The organism is Hafnia alvei, from assembly GCF_964063325.1.
GTDB classification, from domain to species: Bacteria; Pseudomonadota; Gammaproteobacteria; order Enterobacterales; family Enterobacteriaceae; genus Hafnia; species Hafnia alvei_B.
This window is the reverse complement of sequence record NZ_OZ061315.1, coordinates 3,750,488-3,767,204: the sequence shown is the minus strand read 5'-3', so window position 1 is coordinate 3,767,204 and position 16,717 is coordinate 3,750,488. Positions and strand designations below refer to the sequence as shown.

The 16,717-nt window shown below is 49.7% G+C and carries 16 protein-coding genes; 11 read left to right on the top strand and 5 right to left on the bottom strand.

Going from position 1 to position 16,717, the window contains the following annotated elements:
* Window positions 1–93: 93 nt before the first annotated feature.
* A complete protein-coding gene (gene queF / locus AB3Y96_RS17720) occupies window positions 94–942 on the bottom strand; it encodes an NADPH-dependent 7-cyano-7-deazaguanine reductase QueF (protein WP_367300342.1) in 849 nt (282 codons plus the stop codon).
* A gap of 69 nt (window positions 943–1,011) precedes the next feature.
* On the opposite strand from queF, the gene syd reads away from it, so the two are divergent.
* The 4 genes from syd to AB3Y96_RS17700 all read left to right on the top strand — a co-directional run bounded on the left by syd (window position 1,012) and on the right by AB3Y96_RS17700 (window position 3,943).
* Complete coding sequence (gene syd, locus AB3Y96_RS17715) at window positions 1,012–1,563, top strand: SecY-interacting protein (RefSeq protein ID WP_367300341.1); 552 nt, start codon at window positions 1,012–1,014, stop codon at window positions 1,561–1,563.
* 787 nt (window positions 1,564–2,350) lie between these two features.
* Window positions 2,351–2,683 (top strand): YqcC family protein, encoded by a 333-nt coding sequence (locus tag AB3Y96_RS17710; RefSeq protein ID WP_072309682.1) that lies wholly within the window; start codon window positions 2,351–2,353, stop codon window positions 2,681–2,683.
* The gene (gene truC, locus AB3Y96_RS17705; protein WP_367299843.1) at window positions 2,683–3,477 is read left to right on the top strand and encodes a tRNA pseudouridine(65) synthase TruC; all 795 of its coding nucleotides are present in this window, start codon (window positions 2,683–2,685) and stop codon (window positions 3,475–3,477) included. Before AB3Y96_RS17710 ends, truC begins: the two co-directional genes overlap by 1 nt.
* Window positions 3,478–3,493: 16 nt before the next feature.
* Window positions 3,494–3,943, top strand: a complete 450-nt coding sequence (locus AB3Y96_RS17700) for a flavodoxin (protein ID WP_367299842.1) — start codon at window positions 3,494–3,496, stop codon at window positions 3,941–3,943.
* A gap of 693 nt (window positions 3,944–4,636) precedes the next feature.
* Here AB3Y96_RS17700 and AB3Y96_RS17695 read toward each other — a convergent pair.
* The 4 genes from AB3Y96_RS17695 to map form a co-directional block, all read right to left on the bottom strand.
* Complete coding sequence (locus tag AB3Y96_RS17695) at window positions 4,637–5,023, bottom strand: DUF3461 family protein (RefSeq protein WP_008814520.1); 387 nt, start codon at window positions 5,021–5,023, stop codon at window positions 4,637–4,639.
* 129 nt (window positions 5,024–5,152) lie between these two features.
* A complete protein-coding gene (gene dapD, locus AB3Y96_RS17690; RefSeq protein WP_040047095.1) occupies window positions 5,153–5,977 on the bottom strand; it encodes a 2,3,4,5-tetrahydropyridine-2,6-dicarboxylate N-succinyltransferase in 825 nt (274 codons plus the stop codon).
* Window positions 5,978–6,083: 106 nt separating this feature from the next.
* Window positions 6,084–8,753, bottom strand: a complete 2,670-nt coding sequence (gene glnD, locus AB3Y96_RS17685; RefSeq protein ID WP_367299841.1) for a bifunctional uridylyltransferase/uridylyl-removing protein GlnD — start codon at window positions 8,751–8,753, stop codon at window positions 6,084–6,086.
* A 93-nt stretch (window positions 8,754–8,846) separates the two neighbouring features.
* Window positions 8,847–9,647, bottom strand: coding sequence for a type I methionyl aminopeptidase (map, locus tag AB3Y96_RS17680; protein ID WP_025800227.1), 801 nt, complete (start codon window positions 9,645–9,647; stop codon window positions 8,847–8,849).
* Between the two features lie 387 nt (window positions 9,648–10,034).
* Here map and rpsB point away from each other — a divergent pair, with 387 nt between their 5' ends.
* The 7 genes from rpsB (at window position 10,035) to cdsA (ending at window position 16,716) form a co-directional block, all read left to right on the top strand.
* Window positions 10,035–10,760, top strand: a complete 726-nt coding sequence (gene rpsB, locus AB3Y96_RS17675) for a 30S ribosomal protein S2 (protein WP_025800226.1) — start codon at window positions 10,035–10,037, stop codon at window positions 10,758–10,760.
* 192 nt (window positions 10,761–10,952) lie between these two features.
* On the top strand, window positions 10,953–11,804 hold the full coding sequence (tsf, locus tag AB3Y96_RS17670) for a translation elongation factor Ts (RefSeq protein WP_025800225.1): 852 nt from the start codon (window positions 10,953–10,955) through the stop codon (window positions 11,802–11,804).
* Between the two features lie 198 nt (window positions 11,805–12,002).
* On the top strand, window positions 12,003–12,728 hold the full coding sequence (gene pyrH, locus AB3Y96_RS17665; protein ID WP_020303583.1) for a UMP kinase: 726 nt from the start codon (window positions 12,003–12,005) through the stop codon (window positions 12,726–12,728).
* 163 nt (window positions 12,729–12,891) lie between these two features.
* Entirely contained in the window at window positions 12,892–13,449 is a 558-nt protein-coding gene (frr, locus tag AB3Y96_RS17660; RefSeq protein ID WP_025800224.1) for a ribosome recycling factor, read from the top strand.
* 169 nt (window positions 13,450–13,618) lie between these two features.
* Complete coding sequence (ispC, locus tag AB3Y96_RS17655; RefSeq protein WP_367299840.1) at window positions 13,619–14,818, top strand: 1-deoxy-D-xylulose-5-phosphate reductoisomerase; 1,200 nt, start codon at window positions 13,619–13,621, stop codon at window positions 14,816–14,818.
* A gap of 275 nt (window positions 14,819–15,093) precedes the next feature.
* The gene (gene ispU / locus AB3Y96_RS17650; RefSeq protein WP_072309688.1) at window positions 15,094–15,855 is read left to right on the top strand and encodes a (2E,6E)-farnesyl-diphosphate-specific ditrans,polycis-undecaprenyl-diphosphate synthase; all 762 of its coding nucleotides are present in this window, start codon (window positions 15,094–15,096) and stop codon (window positions 15,853–15,855) included.
* A gap of 9 nt (window positions 15,856–15,864) precedes the next feature.
* The gene (gene cdsA, locus AB3Y96_RS17645) at window positions 15,865–16,716 is read left to right on the top strand and encodes a phosphatidate cytidylyltransferase (protein WP_072309689.1); all 852 of its coding nucleotides are present in this window, start codon (window positions 15,865–15,867) and stop codon (window positions 16,714–16,716) included.
* The last annotated feature ends 1 nt before the right edge of the window (window position 16,717 follow it).

Here is a 16,717-nt window from a genome sequence, read left to right as displayed (position 1 = left end):
ATTTTGCGTCCTGCAAACACCTTACCGTTGTCTTTTGACTTTTGCCAACACTCTTACGTAAGCGCGCGTAATGATTTGCCATTTTTGCGAAGCCTATTGGCGAACCAGTCGGCCTTTTGGTGCAACGAACGGCGTATTTGTGCGCCAAGGATTAATATCCAAGCCACCGCGGCGCGTATAGCGAGCATAAACGCTGAGCGTTTCGGGCTGACAAAAGCGCTGGATATCGCAGAAGATACGTTCTACACACTGTTCGTGGAACTCGTTGTGATGGCGGAAAGAAACCAGATAACGCAGCAGCGCTTCACGATCGATGGCTGGGCCGCGGTATTGAATCATCACCGAGCCCCAGTCAGGCTGATGGGTAATTAAACAGTTGGATTTCAGCAAGTGGCTCACCAATGTTTCTTCCACCACGTTCTGTTGATTAGCGGCATCCTTGAGCAGCTCAGCGTCAAATTCGTAGTTATCGATTTCAATATCGAGATTGTCGATGCATTCTCCACTGAAGGCGGCAATTGGCTGACCTTCAACGTCATCAAGCTTCATCAGCTGTACGCGCACGTCACCCTGCGCACAGTGTGATAAGTCGCGCTGCAGCGTAGTTTGCACGTCATCCCAGCTAGCGAAGCGCGTTTGATTGAAGCTGTTGAGATAAAGTTTAAAGCTTTTTGATTCAATCAAATTCTGGCTAAAGGCATCCAATTCCACATCGGCGATGGCAACCTGCGGCAGGCCTTTGGCGTTAAGCCATGAGAGCTCATACAGCGTCCAAATATCGCCACCGGTGAAAGGCAGTGAATCAGGATAAAGTCCCAGAGGTTCACGATTCATACTGCGAGGAACGGGCTGAAGCAGCGAAGCGTCGTAGCTGTCGCGGTATTCAGTGGCTTTGCCGAGCGTTAAGCCAGCAAGGGCCTGATGATCTTGGTATGACATTATGTGGCCTATATTCGAATAAGAACGGTACAATCAGTGAATACCCTACAGTTTACCTTAGTGAGAGAAAACATGGTGCATGATGTTTCTGCCGCGCTAGCGGAGTTTACCCAGCGTTTTATTGACAACTGGCAGCGTGAAAGCGGTGATTTTCCCTATAGCGAAGCGTTATATGGTGTTGCTTCACCCTGCGTAGTGCATACCGACAACGAAAAGGTGTACTGGAAACCGCAGCCTGCGGCCGTTTCTGATGCTCTAAGCGGTATTTCCCGCGCTTTGGATATTCAGCTGCATGAGGATATCGTTCCCTTTTTCACCTCGCAGTATGCGGGTGATATGAGCGCGGTATTGGGTGATTTAGCGCTAGATCTGGTGCAGGTGTGGAGCGAGGATGACTTGCTGCGTTTGCAAGAAAATCAGATCGGACATTTAGTGACTCAGCGTCGGTTAAAACTTCCCCCAACACTCTTCCTTGCCACCACCGATTCCGAGCTACAGCTGATCTCGCTATGTAACCTTACCGGTAATGTTCTGCTTGAACAGTTTGGCAGTAAACAGCGTGAAGTGCTGGCCGAATCGCTGTCAGAATTCCTGTCTCGTCTACAACCTGTCGTTTTTAAGTAAATTTGGCTTACACGGCTGCCCGTCACCGTGTAAGAGATCTCTCACAAGGCGTGTAGGATATATCGCTTATTAGTGCAGATATTGTGTAGGTTGTTTTTATTTTTTATATAAAAATCAATAAGTAAAATTATTTTCTTGCAGCTTTTTACCGTGTAAGCCAAATGTGAGCCAATTAGGCTCATTGTTTTAAGCCTAAGAATAAGCGATATTAGCTTCACCGGAAGGGAAGACGGTTGGAGCAGGACACATCAGGATGATGTTGCTTCAGGATGAAGTGAAGGACACGCTCAGGAAGAGTGATAAAGGATGTGCCACAGGACGTTGGCCAAGGATACTTCAGGATGAAGTCAGGGACACCTCCAGGACGGAGATTGAGAGCCAGTTAGGATAACAGGCGGGTCAGGAAGACTGAGGAACAGCATCAGGATGATGCAGGATGAAACGTCAGGATGAAAGTTGGACGATACGACGGATTGTCGGGAAATGGATAGCCGTACGGAAAAGTTTTCATGGATGAGCAGGGAGCACAATGAGTAGCTGGATTGCTATAAAACGAACCGGGCGTACTGTGTAAAAACAGTACGCCCTTTTTTTTGCCCATCGCCAATGCTTTTTATTCTTCATCAGTGATTTAACGCCTTCTCATTACTTGCACTATTAAACCATAGCGATACACCTTTACTGCTCAGAGACTGCTTAACCACGTTAGCCTATTGGGACGTGCGAGCTTCAATGCTATTCTTTGCCCCCATTTTATATCCCGCCTGTAGACGTGAGTGAGAAAAGCATGAGTGAATACGCTGAAGTCAGACAGCATTTGCTGAGAATAGAGCAACAGTTAGACAGCCTTGATTTGTCTCAAGAATGTGCACCTGATGCTCAGGCTTTTGAGAGTCAAGAGCCTTTTTGCGTGGACACCATGAGCCCTGAGCAGTGGCTGCAATGGATCCTGCTACCGCGTATGTTTGCGTTGATTGATAACAGCGCGCCATTACCGCGCCGTTTTGCTATTGCCCCCTATTTTGAAATGGCATTTAAGGATCGTTTGCTGGAAGTTCTGCCATTGATCGTTCTGCTCCAAGAGCTAGACAGTATGCTGAACCAAGAAGAAGCCAATTGATGCTGAATATTATTTATCAGGATGAACATTTGGTTGCGGTGAATAAGCCGGCGGGCTGGCTTGTTCATCGCAGTTGGCTCGATCGTCATGAAACCGTGTTTGTGATGCAAACGCTGCGCGATCAGATTGGTCAGCATGTGTTTCCGGTACATCGTCTCGATCGTCCGACGTCTGGCGTGCTACTGATGGCGCTTTCCAGCGACGTCGCCCGTATGCTGTCAGAACAGTTCGAGCAGCGTGAGATGAATAAGACTTATCATGCGGTGGTGCGCGGCTACCTTGAAGGCGAAGCGGTAATTGATTATGCGTTAACGCCAGAGCTGGACAAGATTGCAGATAAGTTTGCAGATCCTGATAAAGCGCCACAAACGGCGGTGAGTCATTACCGTTCGTTAGCCACGGTTGAAATGCCCGTTGCCGTCGGCAAGTATCAAACTGCACGTTATAGTTTGGTCGAGCTAAAGCCAGAAACCGGCCGTAAGCATCAGTTACGGCGTCATATGTCACATTTACGTCACCCGATTATTGGTGACACTAAACACGGTGACCTGCGTCAAAATCGCGCCATGGCGCAGCATTTCTCTTGCTCTGGTTTGATGCTGCATGCGAGCGAGCTGTGTCTCGATCATCCTGTAACCGGAGAGCCACTCTGTTTACAGGCAGGGCTTGACGATCGCTGGCAGCGCATGATGTCGCATTTTAGCTGGCAAAGTTATCTCCCTCATCTTGAAAGGGTTGAGTTTCCAGAGAGTTGCGTTCACGATAGCCAAAATGACGTCAGCGTAAATTCTTAAGAAGAAGGAAAGCATCATGGCTCAGGTTGGTATTTTCGTTGGAACGGTATACGGCAACGCATTGATGGTGGCAGAAGAGGCTGAGAATATCCTCAAAGCGCAGGGACACGAAGTCAAACTGTTTGAGGAAGGTACGCTCGAAGAGTGGCAGTTCTACCGTAATCACTATGCATTGATCGTGACATCTACCACCGGGCAGGGCGATTTGCCGGACTCTATCGCTCCGCTGTTTCGTGCGGTGAAAGACGACGTCGGTTATCAGCCTGAACTGCGCTATGGCGTGATTGCGTTAGGTGATAGCAGCTATACCCATTTTTGCGGCGCAGGTCATCAATTCGATGAACTGTTACAGGAGCAAAAAGCGACGCGCATTGGCGAGTTGCTGGAAGTGGATGCTCAGGTTGATGCCGAGCCCGAAGTGGTCACGGGGCCGTGGGTGGAGAAGTGGGGGCAGTTGATTAAGTAGGCTGCAAGTAGCGTGTTGCTTATGATGTCTTTGCTTATGAGGCCTTCGCGTAAGGTTTCGTCCGCCTATTAATACCGAGCTACATGGATACATTGCTGAAGGCGTACGATGAGGGGCGCCAGCGCGCGCCCCTTCAATCCTCGCGCTTTTATCCGAGATGCCATCTCCGCTACGGTTTGGTATCGCCCATCCAGGGCGCCCCAAACTCCGCCGGTACATCCCTGTACCGGCGGCTCTATCAACCAAGGCTTAAACAATTTAAAAGATAAGAAGACAAAATGTCTTTTGTCTTTTTTATGTTTAAGGAATGCATTTTAGAGCCGCCAGCAGGGATGCTGGTGGCAGGTTGAGGGCGCACAGGATGTGCGCTCCGAGACCGGTCGGTCAAACGACTCGGTAAAAGCGCGCGAGTTGAGAGCCCCCGCGCAACGGGGCTCTCATCGGACGCCTACAACAGTGGCTTCATAGAAACGCAAATGCTCGTTGGCGGACGAAATCTTTCACGGTTCTTGCATATAAGATGCAAGGCGGCGGCGATTGAGCCGCCTTGCTTGACCGCTTTCATCCGTAGTTATATGGGAGAATATTGCCAATAAGCGGGCGAAACGTTCCCAAAACAAACAGAGTATGAAGCGGACGAAATCTTTCACTGCTTTTACATATAAGATGCAAGGCGATAGAAGTTGCCCCGCCTTATTTCTGCGTCAGCTTCTCAAGATCCGCCTCAATCTCGGCAATCTTATTCGCGACCACGCTTTCAAGGTGGCGCAGATCGTCCAAGATCTTGTGTTTAAGATCGACTTCAACCTGATCGCGTTTACAGATCTGATCCAGTTCATCAATTACATAACGCAGGTTCGGGTTAATCTCGTGGATCTCTTTGTAACCTTGCCCTGCGTTATCTGCCACGATGGTTTTACGCTGGCGTGGATATTTAAACTTCACGCTTTTGGCAAAAAACTCGCCTTTATCTTTACGGAAATAAATCTTCAAAATGTCGTTGTTGGCCTCCTGACGAAGGCTGTAGCGGTCAATCTCTTCGGGTTGATTAATCCCCAGACTTTTTAGATTGTCATACATAGCGGCACCTTTTGATATTTTTCATGAGAAGATGAAATATAGACTAAATGGCAGAACCGATTAAATTACCGTCGACGTAAAGTAACTGATAAAAAAATAGCGGGCTCGTTGCCCGCTATTTTTACTCTCTTAGTCGATGCTGCGTAGCAGCTCGTTAATACCAACTTTACCGCGTGTCTTGGCATCAACTTTCTTAACAATAACCGCACAGTACAGGCTGTATTTGCCATCTTTAGACGGCAAGTTGCCAGAAACAACCACGGAGCCAGCCGGTACGCGGCCGTAATGCACTTCACCGGTTTCACGGTCGTAAATCTTGGTGCTTTGACCCAGATAAACGCCCATGGAAATGACTGAGCCTTCTTCAACGATAACGCCTTCAACCACTTCTGAACGTGCGCCGATGAAGCAGTTATCTTCGATGATGGTTGGATTCGCCTGTAACGGCTCTAAAACACCACCGATGCCGACGCCGCCTGAGAGGTGTACGTTTTTACCAATTTGCGCACAAGAACCCACGGTAGCCCATGTATCGACCATGGAGCCTTCATCAACGTACGCGCCGATATTGACATAAGAAGGCATCAGCACGGTGTTACGTGCGATGAATGCACCCTGACGAACGCTGGCAGGTGGCACTACGCGGAAGCCTTCACGCTGGAAGCGTGCTTCGTCATAGTTGGCAAATTTCATTGGGACTTTGTCGTAGAAGCGAGTTTCAGCGCCTTCCATCAGTTTGTTGTCATTGATGCGGAAGGAGAGCAGCACTGCCATTTTCAGCCACTGATGAGTGACCCATTCGCCGTTAATTTTTTCTGCGACGCGCAGTTCGCCTGAATCTAACAGAGCGATAACCTGATTAACTGCTTCGCGCGTGATGCTGTCTACGTTAGCCGGAGTAATGTCTGCGCGGCGTTCAAAGGCGTTTTCAATAAGTGTTTGCAACTGCTGCATGCTGTTCTATTCCCGAAGTTTAATTGACATATCCCCTGCATATTTCGAGTTGTAGATGCGTTGACTACAACTCGAATTATTTTGGGTATAAATCGTAACAAATACATTACCCTTTATCGGTTGGATCGAGGGCTTCTGTCAACCGCTGAGCCAATTCTGCCTGCATTTTAATGCTTAATGCTTTACGTTCGCCGTCTGCCAGAATAAATAAGTCCTCAACCCGCTCGCCGATGGTGGTGATTCGGGCGCTGTGCAGTGACAGCCCCATCTCGGCGAATACTTCTCCCACCTGCGCTAATAATCCCGGCTGATCGAGCGCCACCAGTTCCATATAGCTTCTGCGCTCATTGTGCATCGGCAGGAAACTGACCTCCGTCGGTACGGTAAAATGGCGCAGTTTTGCTGACGGGCGTCGTGTGCGTGGGTGGCGATAGTGTTGTTGCGTGAGCGCCTGTTCCAGCGAATGTTTGATGGTTGCATGACGATCTTGTGCCAATGGGCTGCCATCGGGCTCGAGCACCACGAAGGTATCCATCGCAAAGTTATCGCGATTGGTGAAGATTTGCGCGTCATGTACGCTCAAATTACGACGATCTAATTCTCCCGCCACGGCGGCAAACAGATAAGGTCGATCAGGGCTATAGATAAAAATCTCGGTACCGCCGCGAGTGGCGAGATGGCTCACTAATACCAGCGGTTTGCTGGCGTCATGCTTGAGCAGATGGCGAGCGTGCCATGCCAACTGGTTAGGATTATGGCGTAGGAAATAGTCGGCGCGGCAGCGGCTCCAAATGTAATGCAGCGCCTCTTCGTTGATATTATCCATGCGTAGCAGCGCCAACGCCTGTAAACGGTGATGGCGTACGCGCTCGCGCATATCCGGGGTGTTTTGCATCCCGCGGCGCAGCTGTTTTTCAGTCGCAAAATAGAGTTCGCGTAACAGGCTCTGTTTCCAGCTATTCCACAGCGTTTCATTGGTGGCACAGATATCCGCAACGGTCAGGCTAACCAGATAGCGCAAACGGGTTTCGCTCTGTACTTCGGCGCTGAATTGTTGAATAACGGCGGGATCTTGGATATCGCGTCGCTGTGCCGTGACTGACATCAACAGATGGCAACGCACTAACCATGAAACAAGCTGAGTTTCGCGTGAATTAAGCCCGTGCAACTGAGCAAATTCGATTACGTCTTGAGCCCCTAAAATCGAGTGATCACCGCCGCGCCCCTTGGCGATATCGTGAAATAACGCGGCGAGCAGCAGTAGTTCAGGCTGAGGGAGGCGAGGGTAGAGCTCTACGCACAGCGGATGCCGCTGGCGGGTATTTTCATCCGCAAAACTTTCCAGTTTCAGCAGGACGCGCATGGTGTGTTCATCCACGGTATAGGCGTGAAACAGGTCAAACTGCATTTGGCCGACGATTTTTCCCCACTGTGGCATATAGGCCCATAGAACACTATGGCGGTGCATTGGCAGTAGGGCGCGATTCACTGACCCCGGATGGCGTAATATCGCCATAAACAGTTTACGGGCTTCGGGCAGATCGCACAGCGGCTGGGCCAGATGACGGCGCGCATAGCGAAGATGGCGCAGCGTGGTGGAATAGATCCCCTGTATTTCCTGATTTTTGGCCATCACATAAAACATCTGCAAGATGGTGACCGGATCGCGCATGAAAGTATCGGCGTCGCGCAAATCAATCAGGTTGCCGCGTAGCTGAAAGTTTTCATCCAGAGGGCGTGGCTTTTCATTGGTTCCGAGCGCCAGAATTGCCTCATCAAACAGCTGTAGCAGCATTTGGTTGAGTTCGCCCACACGGCGTGTCATGCGGTAGAAGTCTTTCATCATGCGTTCGATTGGAGCGTTGCCTTCGCCTTCGTACCCAAGCAGTTGGGCGACGCTAAACTGGCGATCGAACAGCAGGCGGTTGTCGTAGCGGTTCAAGACTAAATGCAGGGCAAAGCGGATACGCCACAGAAAGCTTTGGCATTCATTCAATTCGTCGCGTTCTGCCTCGGTAAGAAAGCCGAAACCGACCATCTCATTCATGGATGTCGCGCCAAAATGGCGATGAGCAACCCAAAGCAAAGTGTGAATATCACGCAGGCCGCCTGGGCTGGTTTTTATATCAGGCTCAAGGTTGTAGCTGGTGCCGTGGTAGCGGTGATGGCGATCTTTTTGTTCTTGAATTTTTGCATCGAAGAACTGGGGCGATGGCCAGAATTCATCGCTGAAAATCTGTTTTTGCAGGTGGAGAAACAGTGCAACGTCGCCATAGATTAGGCGTGATTCAATCAGGTTAGTGGCAACAGTAAGGTCTGAAAGCCCCTCCTGAACGCATTCATCTAACGTACGGACGCTATGCCCCACTTCGAGCTTTAAATCCCACAGTAGGGTAATGAGTTCGCTGATGCGCTGTGCGTCTTGTTCATTAAGCGGATCCTGACTCAAAATCAGTAGGTCGATATCAGACAACGGGTGCAGTTCGCCACGCCCGTAGCCGCCCACGGCGATGAGCGCCATGCCCTGACGTTCTTTGAACCCCAAGTGAATCCATAGACGCGTTAGCAGTCGGTCGATGTAGAGCGTTCGGGCGGCAATCAACGATTCTGCCGATTCGCCAGCCTGAAATGCGGCGGCCATCCATTGTTGGAAGCGTTCAAGCGACAGCTTCAGCGGCGCACACTCAAGATCGGATGCGGCAAAATTGTCAGGGGAGGGCGGCTGGATCAGCGGCTCCGTGGTGGTTTCGGATGTGGCTGAAGGTAAAATGGGCATGGGCATCTCCCGTTGTCGCCGAGTTAAACGCAGAACATAAAAAAAGCCGGCATAAGCCGGCTTGAGATGATGACTCGCTCGTTAAGCGATGGGTTATACGTTCTCGTGAACGATAACGCGTGGGAGATCGGTCTCTTCCTCACGCAGTGTCAAAATCTCGCAACCGTTATCAGTCACCACAATAGTATGCTCATACTGCGCGGACAAGCTGCGATCTTTAGTTTTTACCGTCCAGCCATCTTTCATGGTGCGGATGCGGTAATCACCGGCGTTAACCATAGGTTCGATAGTGAAAGTCATGCCCTTTTGCAGTACCACGCCGCCGTCGTCGGCATTGTAATGCAGAACCTGAGGTTCTTCGTGGAACACTTCACCGATGCCGTGACCACAGTATTCGCGCACCACGGAGAAGCCGTGTGATTCGACGAATTTCTGAATTTCAGCACCGATAGTGCGCAGGCGGATACCTGGTTTTACCATTTTTAGTGCCAGATAGAGGCTTTCTAGCGTGATGCGACACAGACGTTCGCCCAGAATGGTAGGTTCACCCACGATAAACATTTTTGAAGTATCGCCGTGCCAGCCATCTTTGATAACGGTTACGTCGATGTTGACGATGTCGCCGTTCTTCAAGATTTTTTCGTCGCTAGGAATGCCGTGGCAAACCACTTCATTCACGGAGATGCAAACGGATTTTGGATAGCCGTGATAGCCCAGACAAGCGGAGATCGCATGCTGTTTTTGGGTAATGTAATCGTCGCAGATACGGTCAAGCTCACCGGTGCTGACACCAGGAACAACGTACGGCTCGATGATTTCTAGGATTTCCGCAGCCAGTCGTCCAGCCACGCGCATTTTTTCGATTTGTTCAGGTGTTTTTATTGAAATTGCCATGAAGTATGTGTCCGCAGGTGTCGTGAAATCGACAATGAGAATCAATTGCTGAACATGTTAACAGTCCTCGGAACCGCTGCCAAATCCTACGATAGCCGTGGGCTCAAAATGCAACAAAAGGTGGAGTCTATGGCTCGTTTATGGTATAAAGCGCGCCGCAGTTCCTATATCTTCTATTCCTTCTGTTCAATGCAGCGGGGCGTTGATAAGGAAGCTGTAAATCTCAATTGTGTTATTTGTATTCTTTGCAAAGAAACGACAACAACACACACATATCGGCACGTGCGCCGGGGTGCCTTGCAGGATGAGTCTTCGGACCATGCCTTGCCGGGTCGGCTCATGGGATATGTGGAGGCTTAACCCCAAACTTTATATAGAGGTTTAATCATGGCAACTGTTTCCATGCGCGATATGCTCAAGGCCGGTGTACACTTTGGTCACCAGACCCGTTACTGGAACCCGAAAATGAAGCCTTTCATCTTCGGTGCTCGTAACAAGGTTCACATCATCAACCTTGAAAAAACTGTTCCAATGTTCAACGAAGCTCTGGCTGAGTTGCAGAAGATTTCTGCTCGTAAAGGCAAAATCCTGTTCGTTGGTACTAAACGCGCTGCAAGCGAAGCGGTAAAAGAAGCTGCGAACAGCTGCGATCAGTTCTTCGTGAACCATCGCTGGTTGGGTGGCATGCTGACTAACTGGAAAACCGTTCGTCAGAGCATCAAGCGTCTGAAAGATCTGGAAGTTCAGTCTCAGGATGGCACTTTCGATAAGCTGACCAAAAAAGAAGTTCTGATGCGCAATCGTGAACTGGCCAAGCTGGAAAACAGCTTGGGCGGTATCAAAGACATGGGCGGCTTGCCTGACGCTCTGTTCGTCGTTGATGCTGATCACGAACACATCGCGATTAAAGAAGCCAACAACCTGGGTATCCCGGTATTCTCTATCGTTGATACCAACTCCGATCCGGACGGCGTTGACTTCGTTATCCCTGGTAACGATGACGCAATCCGTGCAGTAAACCTGTACCTGAGCGCTGTAGCGGCAACTGTCCGTGAAGGCCGTTCTCAGGATCTGGTTTCCCAAGCGGAAGAAAGCTTCGTAGAAGCTGAATAATAAGGCAAGCTCAAAATTTGAGCCCTTATTAACCAGGTATTAAAATATGTTGGTTAGGGGGCCTTTATGGCCCCCCCTTTCTTTGTAAAAATCGCCTTTAACATCACGGCGATATAAAGAACCAATCCCTAGACGAGAGAACCTGTCTCCGTGAGGTTCGCTCTTCACGACGAGACCACCGAGGAAAATACAATGGCTGATATTACCGCCGCCCTGGTAAAAGAACTGCGTGAACGTACTGGCGCAGGCATGATGGATTGTAAGAAAGCGCTGACCGAGGCCCAAGGCGACATCGAGCTGGCAATCGAAAATATGCGTAAATCTGGCGCGATCAAAGCGGCGAAAAAAGCAGGCAACGTTGCTGCTGATGGCGTGATCAAAACCAAGATTGAAGGCAACTACGGTGTGATTCTGGAAGTTAACTGCCAGACTGACTTCGTTGCTAAAGACGGTGGTTTCCAGGCATTCGCTGAGAAAGTGCTGGACGCTGCGTTTGCAGGCAAAATCACCGACGTTGAAGTACTGAAAGCACAGTTCGAAGAAGAGCGTGTTGCACTGGTTGCTAAAATCGGTGAAAACATCAACATTCGTCGCGTTTCTTCTCTGGAAGGCGATGTACTGGCTAGCTACCTGCACGGTGCTCGCATTGGTGTTCTGGTTGCTGCTACTGGCGCTGATGAAGAACTGGCTAAGCAACTGGCTATGCACGTTGCTGCAAGCAAGCCTGAATTCGTTAAACCAGAAGACGTTTCTGCTGAAGTAGTAGAAAAAGAGTACCAGGTTCAGCTGGACATCGCGATGCAGTCTGGTAAGCCGAAAGAAATCGCAGAGAAAATGGTTGAAGGCCGCATGAAGAAATTCACCGGCGAAGTTTCTCTGACTGGTCAAGCTTTCGTTATGGACCCAAGCAAAACTGTTGGTCAGCTGCTGAAAGAGCACAATGCTGACGTTACCAATTTCATCCGCTTCGAAGTGGGTGAAGGTATCGAAAAAGCGACCGTAGACTTTGCTGCAGAAGTTGCTTCAATGACTAAAGGCGCTTAATCGCCTTCAAATGGAACCGCCGCAGGGTGGTTCCATTGTTTTATCTGGAAACGTTAGGCGCATAGCCCTTAGCCAACGTAGAAAGGTTTACACTATTAAGTATCCCAGCCAGCATTAGAATGTATCCCAATGATCGGTTACGACCGTGCATTGAAATACCTCCGACTATTTATTGACTGCTTCTTAGGACAGAACATCATGGCAACTAACTCCAAACCCGTATATCAGCGTATCTTGCTCAAGCTTAGCGGTGAAGCCCTGCAAGGTGCAGAAGGTTTCGGCATCGATGCAAGCGTACTGGATCGTATGGCTCAGGAAGTTAAAGAGCTGGTTGAATTAGGCATTCAAGTCGGTGTTGTCATCGGCGGCGGAAACCTGTTCCGTGGCGCAGGTCTGGCGCAGGCGGGCATGAACCGCGTTGTTGGCGATCACATGGGGATGCTAGCTACCGTGATGAACGGCTTGGCAATGCGTGATGCGTTGCATCGTGCCTATGTGAACGCGCGTCTGATGTCTGCTATTCCGCTTAACGGCGTGTGCGATAACTACAGCTGGGCAGAAGCGATTAGCCTGCTGCGTAACAACCGCGTAGTGATTTTCTCTGCCGGCACCGGTAATCCATTCTTCACAACTGATTCCGCAGCTTGTCTGCGTGGTATTGAAATCGAAGCTGACGTGGTGCTGAAAGCGACCAAAGTTGACGGTGTGTACTCAGCCGATCCGGTCACCAACCCAGATGCCACGCTGTTCGATCAAATGACCTATCAAGATGTGTTGGAAAAAGAACTGAAAGTTATGGATCTGGCCGCTTTCACCTTAGCTCGTGACCATAACCTGCCGATTCGTGTATTTAATATGAATAAGCCAGGTGCTCTGCGTCGTGTCGTTATGGGTGAGAAAGAAGGCACGCTGATCTCCAAATAATTTGGAGCATAACGGCGCTCTACGAACGTGAGAGCCTTACGCGTCATTTTTACTCGATGAATATTGCGTCAGGCTTTCTTGCCAGTTACGCTTGATTGAAAATATATCGGCGTTTCTCAAGACGAAGCGCCAGTTTAATTAACCGTTTTCAAGGGTTCGCAACGTGATCAACGAAATCAAAAAAGATGCCGAAACGCGCATGGACAAATGCGTTGAAGTATTTAAGTCAAACATCAACAAGATCCGTACGGGTCGTGCTCATCCGAACCTGTTGGATGGTATTTCTGTAGAATATTATGGATCTGCTACGCCTTTGCGTCAGGTCGCTAACGTGGTTGCTGAAGACTCTCGCACACTGGCGATCACCGTGTTCGATCGTTCTTTGTCTGCTGCGGTAGAAAAAGCGATCATGGCTTCTGATTTGGGCTTAAACCCAATGTCTGCGGGCGCGGTTATCCGTGTTCCATTGCCAGCGCTGACCGAAGAGCGTCGTAAAGACCTGATCAAACTGGTTCGTGCTGAAGCTGAACAGGGCCGTGTGTCTGTTCGTAACGTACGCCGTGATGCGAACGATAAAGTTAAAGTTTTGCTGAAAGATAAAGAGATCAGCGAAGACGAAGATCGTAAATCGCAAGACGAAGTGCAGAAAATGACTGACGTAATGATCAAAAAGATCGACGCTGCATTAGCTGACAAAGAAAAAGAGTTGATGGAGGTTTAATTCCTCACCGGCTTGAAAAAAGCGTCGCCCCGGCGGCGCTTTTGTTTTTTAGGCTATCCGAGAAACCTCAGGCTGTTGCTGAAGGCGGGCTAATTCTCATAGACAATCCGTCGTCTTAGTTTCAGACTGATGCATCTCCTGTTCTAAACAGTTATTCAGAAGACCCCTCATGAAGCAACTGACTATTCTTGGTTCTACCGGCTCCATTGGCACCAGTACACTGGCTGTGGTGCGAGCAAATCCTGATAAATTTAAAGTTGCCGCGCTGGTGGCAGGTAAAAACGTCGAAGTCATGTTCCAGCAGTGCGTTGAGTTCGCTCCGCGCTATGTTTCTATGGCTGATGACCATGCTGCCCAGATGCTTCGTCAACGCTTACAAGACGCAGGGCTTAGCGGCATCGAGGTGATGTCTGGCGAGCCGGCTGCCTGCGATTTAGCCGCGCTGGATGAGGTTGATCAGGTGATGGCTGCCATTGTTGGCGCAGCAGGCCTCTTGCCGACGCTGGCCGCGATTAAAGCCAATAAGCAGGTTTTACTGGCCAATAAAGAGGCGTTAGTGACCTGTGGACGTCTGTTTATGGATGCGCTGAAACAGAGTCGCGCTCAGCTGTTGCCTATCGACAGCGAGCATAATGCGATTTTTCAGAGTTTGCCCGAGGCTGTACAAAAGAATCTTGGCTTTGCCTCACTGAATGAGAACGGCATATCGCGTATTGTTCTTACCGGCTCAGGAGGACCATTCCGCCAATTGCCGATGGGCGATTTTGCTGCGGTCACGCCCGATCAGGCCTGTGCGCATCCAAACTGGTCGATGGGGCGTAAGATTTCCGTCGATTCTGCCACCATGATGAATAAAGGGCTCGAGTACATCGAAGCTCGTTGGCTGTTTAATGCCTCAGAGTCCGAGATGGAGGTAATAATTCATCCTCAATCCGTCATTCATTCTATGGTGCGTTACCGTGATGGTAGCGTAATTGCCCAGCTAGGTTCGCCAGACATGCGCACGCCGATTGCCCATGCGATGGCTTATCCAGCTCGTGTGCAAACCGGTGTCGAACCTCTCGATTTCTGCAAAATTGGCTCATTTACGTTCGAGCAACCTGATATGGTGCGCTATCCTTGTTTGCAACTGGCGATAGACGCGTCGCGAGCAGGGCAGGCAGCGACAACCGCGTTGAATGCGGCAAACGAAATTTCAGTGGATGCGTTCTTACGTGGGCAAATTCGTTTCACCGATATTGCAGCGCTAAATCAGGACGTTTTGTCGGCATTGACGTGTTGTGAGCCGCAAAGCATTGCAGAAGTCTTGGATATTGACCGCCAAGCGCGTGAAGTAGCCACTCGTCTGAGTGCGAACTTCCTAATATAGATCTGCTATTCCCTGTGTAGGTAGTTTGTGGCGGTTCAGGTGAAATGATATAGTTTGCGACAACTTTCGGTGGGGCGAGATATTTAGTGCGCTAAGTATTTTGATTTTGCTGCTGATTAATTGGTTAGCCGTGACTAGTACACGGCTTTTTTGCGCATTAAACACTTGGTTATTTAATACTCGGTTCAGTTTGTGCAATTGATGTCGCATGGGCAAGGTGAGCTTGATGTTGCCGCTTACTTCGGCGCCATGCTTTTGAGGAATTGATTACACGTATGTCTTCCACTCAATCACCAATGACTGACGAGATAGTCTGTGGTCCACAGCACGTCGCTATCATTATGGACGGCAATGGCCGTTGGGCGAAGCGTCAGGGCAAAATGCGTGTATTTGGCCATAAAGCTGGGGTGAAATCGGTACGTCGTTCCGTACGTTTTGCAGTTAGCCATGGCATCAAGGCGTTAACGTTGTATGCGTTTAGTAGTGAGAATTGGAACCGCCCTGCGCAGGAAGTCAGCGCGCTAATGGAGCTCTTCATCCGGGCATTAGACGGCGAAGTGAAAAGCTTGCATAAGCACAATGTACGTCTGAAAATCATCGGTGATATCGGCCGTTTTAGCTCGCGCTTACAAGAGCGTATTCGTCGTTCTGAGCAATTAACTGAAAATAATGATGGGCTAACGTTAAATATTGCCGCTAATTATGGTGGGCGATGGGATATCATGCAGGGCGTGAAAACGCTGGCCGAGCAGGTTAAGGCAGGAGTGCTTCAACCTGAAGATATCACTGAGGACTTGCTGAGCCAGCAAGTTTGCTTACACGATCTGGCTCCGGTTGACCTTGTCATTCGGACCGGTGGAGAGCATCGGGTCAGCAACTTTTTGCTGTGGCAAATCGCATATTCCGAGTTTTATTTCACGGATGTGCTGTGGCCTGATTTTGATGAACTTACCTTTGAAGGTGCACTTAATGCATTTGCGCAACGCGAGCGCCGCTTCGGAGGCACTACACCTATCAACGCATCAGATGCGTCTTAGGGGGATCTCTTGCTGAAGTCTCGCATTATTACTGCTTTGATCTTAGTGCCTATTGTCATTGCGGCGCTGTTTTTATTACCTCCCGTTGGTTTTGCGATTGTGACCTTAGTCATATGCATGCTAGCCGCTTGGGAGTGGGGACAACTTGCTGGGTTCACATCTAATTCGCAGCGTATCTGGGGCGCAGTGATCTGCGGTCTGGTGCTAGCCGCGATGTTGCTGAGTCTGCCTGAGTTTAATCGAAGCGTGCACCTGCCGTTAATTGCAGGTTCGCTGTGGGCGTCGGTTGTTTGGTGGATTGTTGCGCTGTTTTTGGTGCTGTTTTATCCCAAGTCTGCGGGATGGTGGAAACACTCTCGCGTACTCAAAATTGTTTTTGGTGCAGCGACTATCATTCCATTCTTTTGGGGAATGATTGCGCTACGTCAACACGGCTATGACGCCAATCACTATCAAGGGGCATGGTGGCTGCTGTATGTGATGTTCCTTGTATGGGGCGCAGATTCTGGTGCCTACATGTTTGGCAAACTGTTTGGTAAGAACAAGCTGGCACCAAAGGTTTCTCCGGGTAAAACGTGGGAAGGCTTCATCGGTGGCTTGATTACCTCAGCGCTAATTTCGTGGGGCTTTGGTTTGTACGCGCCGCTCGCCATAGTGCCAACTACGCTGCTGATTTGTTCTATTGTGGCCGCATTGGTTTCGGTGCTGGGTGATTTAACCGAAAGCATGTTCAAACGCGAAGCCGGCATTAAAGACAGCGGGCATTTAATTCCCGGTCATGGCGGCATTCTGGACCGTATTGATAGTTTGACTGCGGCAGTACCTGTGTTTGCATGTCTTATGCTGTTAGTGTTTTACTAGT

What these genes read in the sequence shown, in the direction of transcription:
- syd (WP_367300341.1), top strand. Translation starts at nt 1,012, where the DNA reads ATGGTGCATGATGTTTCTGCCGCGCTAGCGGAGTTTACCCAGCGTTTT.
- AB3Y96_RS17710 (WP_072309682.1), top strand. Translation starts at nt 2,351, where the DNA reads ATGAGTGAATACGCTGAAGTCAGACAGCATTTGCTGAGAATAGAGCAA.
- truC (WP_367299843.1), top strand. Translation starts at nt 2,683, where the DNA reads ATGCTGAATATTATTTATCAGGATGAACATTTGGTTGCGGTGAATAAG.
- AB3Y96_RS17700 (WP_367299842.1), top strand. Translation starts at nt 3,494, where the DNA reads ATGGCTCAGGTTGGTATTTTCGTTGGAACGGTATACGGCAACGCATTG.
- AB3Y96_RS17695 (WP_008814520.1), bottom strand. Translation starts at nt 5,023, where the DNA reads ATGTATGACAATCTAAAAAGTCTGGGGATTAATCAACCCGAAGAGATT.
- dapD (WP_040047095.1), bottom strand. Translation starts at nt 5,977, where the DNA reads ATGCAGCAGTTGCAAACACTTATTGAAAACGCCTTTGAACGCCGCGCA.
- glnD (WP_367299841.1), bottom strand. Translation starts at nt 8,753, where the DNA reads ATGCCCATTTTACCTTCAGCCACATCCGAAACCACCACGGAGCCGCTG.
- map (WP_025800227.1), bottom strand. Translation starts at nt 9,647, where the DNA reads ATGGCAATTTCAATAAAAACACCTGAACAAATCGAAAAAATGCGCGTG.
- rpsB (WP_025800226.1), top strand. Translation starts at nt 10,035, where the DNA reads ATGGCAACTGTTTCCATGCGCGATATGCTCAAGGCCGGTGTACACTTT.
- tsf (WP_025800225.1), top strand. Translation starts at nt 10,953, where the DNA reads ATGGCTGATATTACCGCCGCCCTGGTAAAAGAACTGCGTGAACGTACT.
- pyrH (WP_020303583.1), top strand. Translation starts at nt 12,003, where the DNA reads ATGGCAACTAACTCCAAACCCGTATATCAGCGTATCTTGCTCAAGCTT.
- ispC (WP_367299840.1), top strand. Translation starts at nt 13,619, where the DNA reads ATGAAGCAACTGACTATTCTTGGTTCTACCGGCTCCATTGGCACCAGT.
- ispU (WP_072309688.1), top strand. Translation starts at nt 15,094, where the DNA reads ATGTCTTCCACTCAATCACCAATGACTGACGAGATAGTCTGTGGTCCA.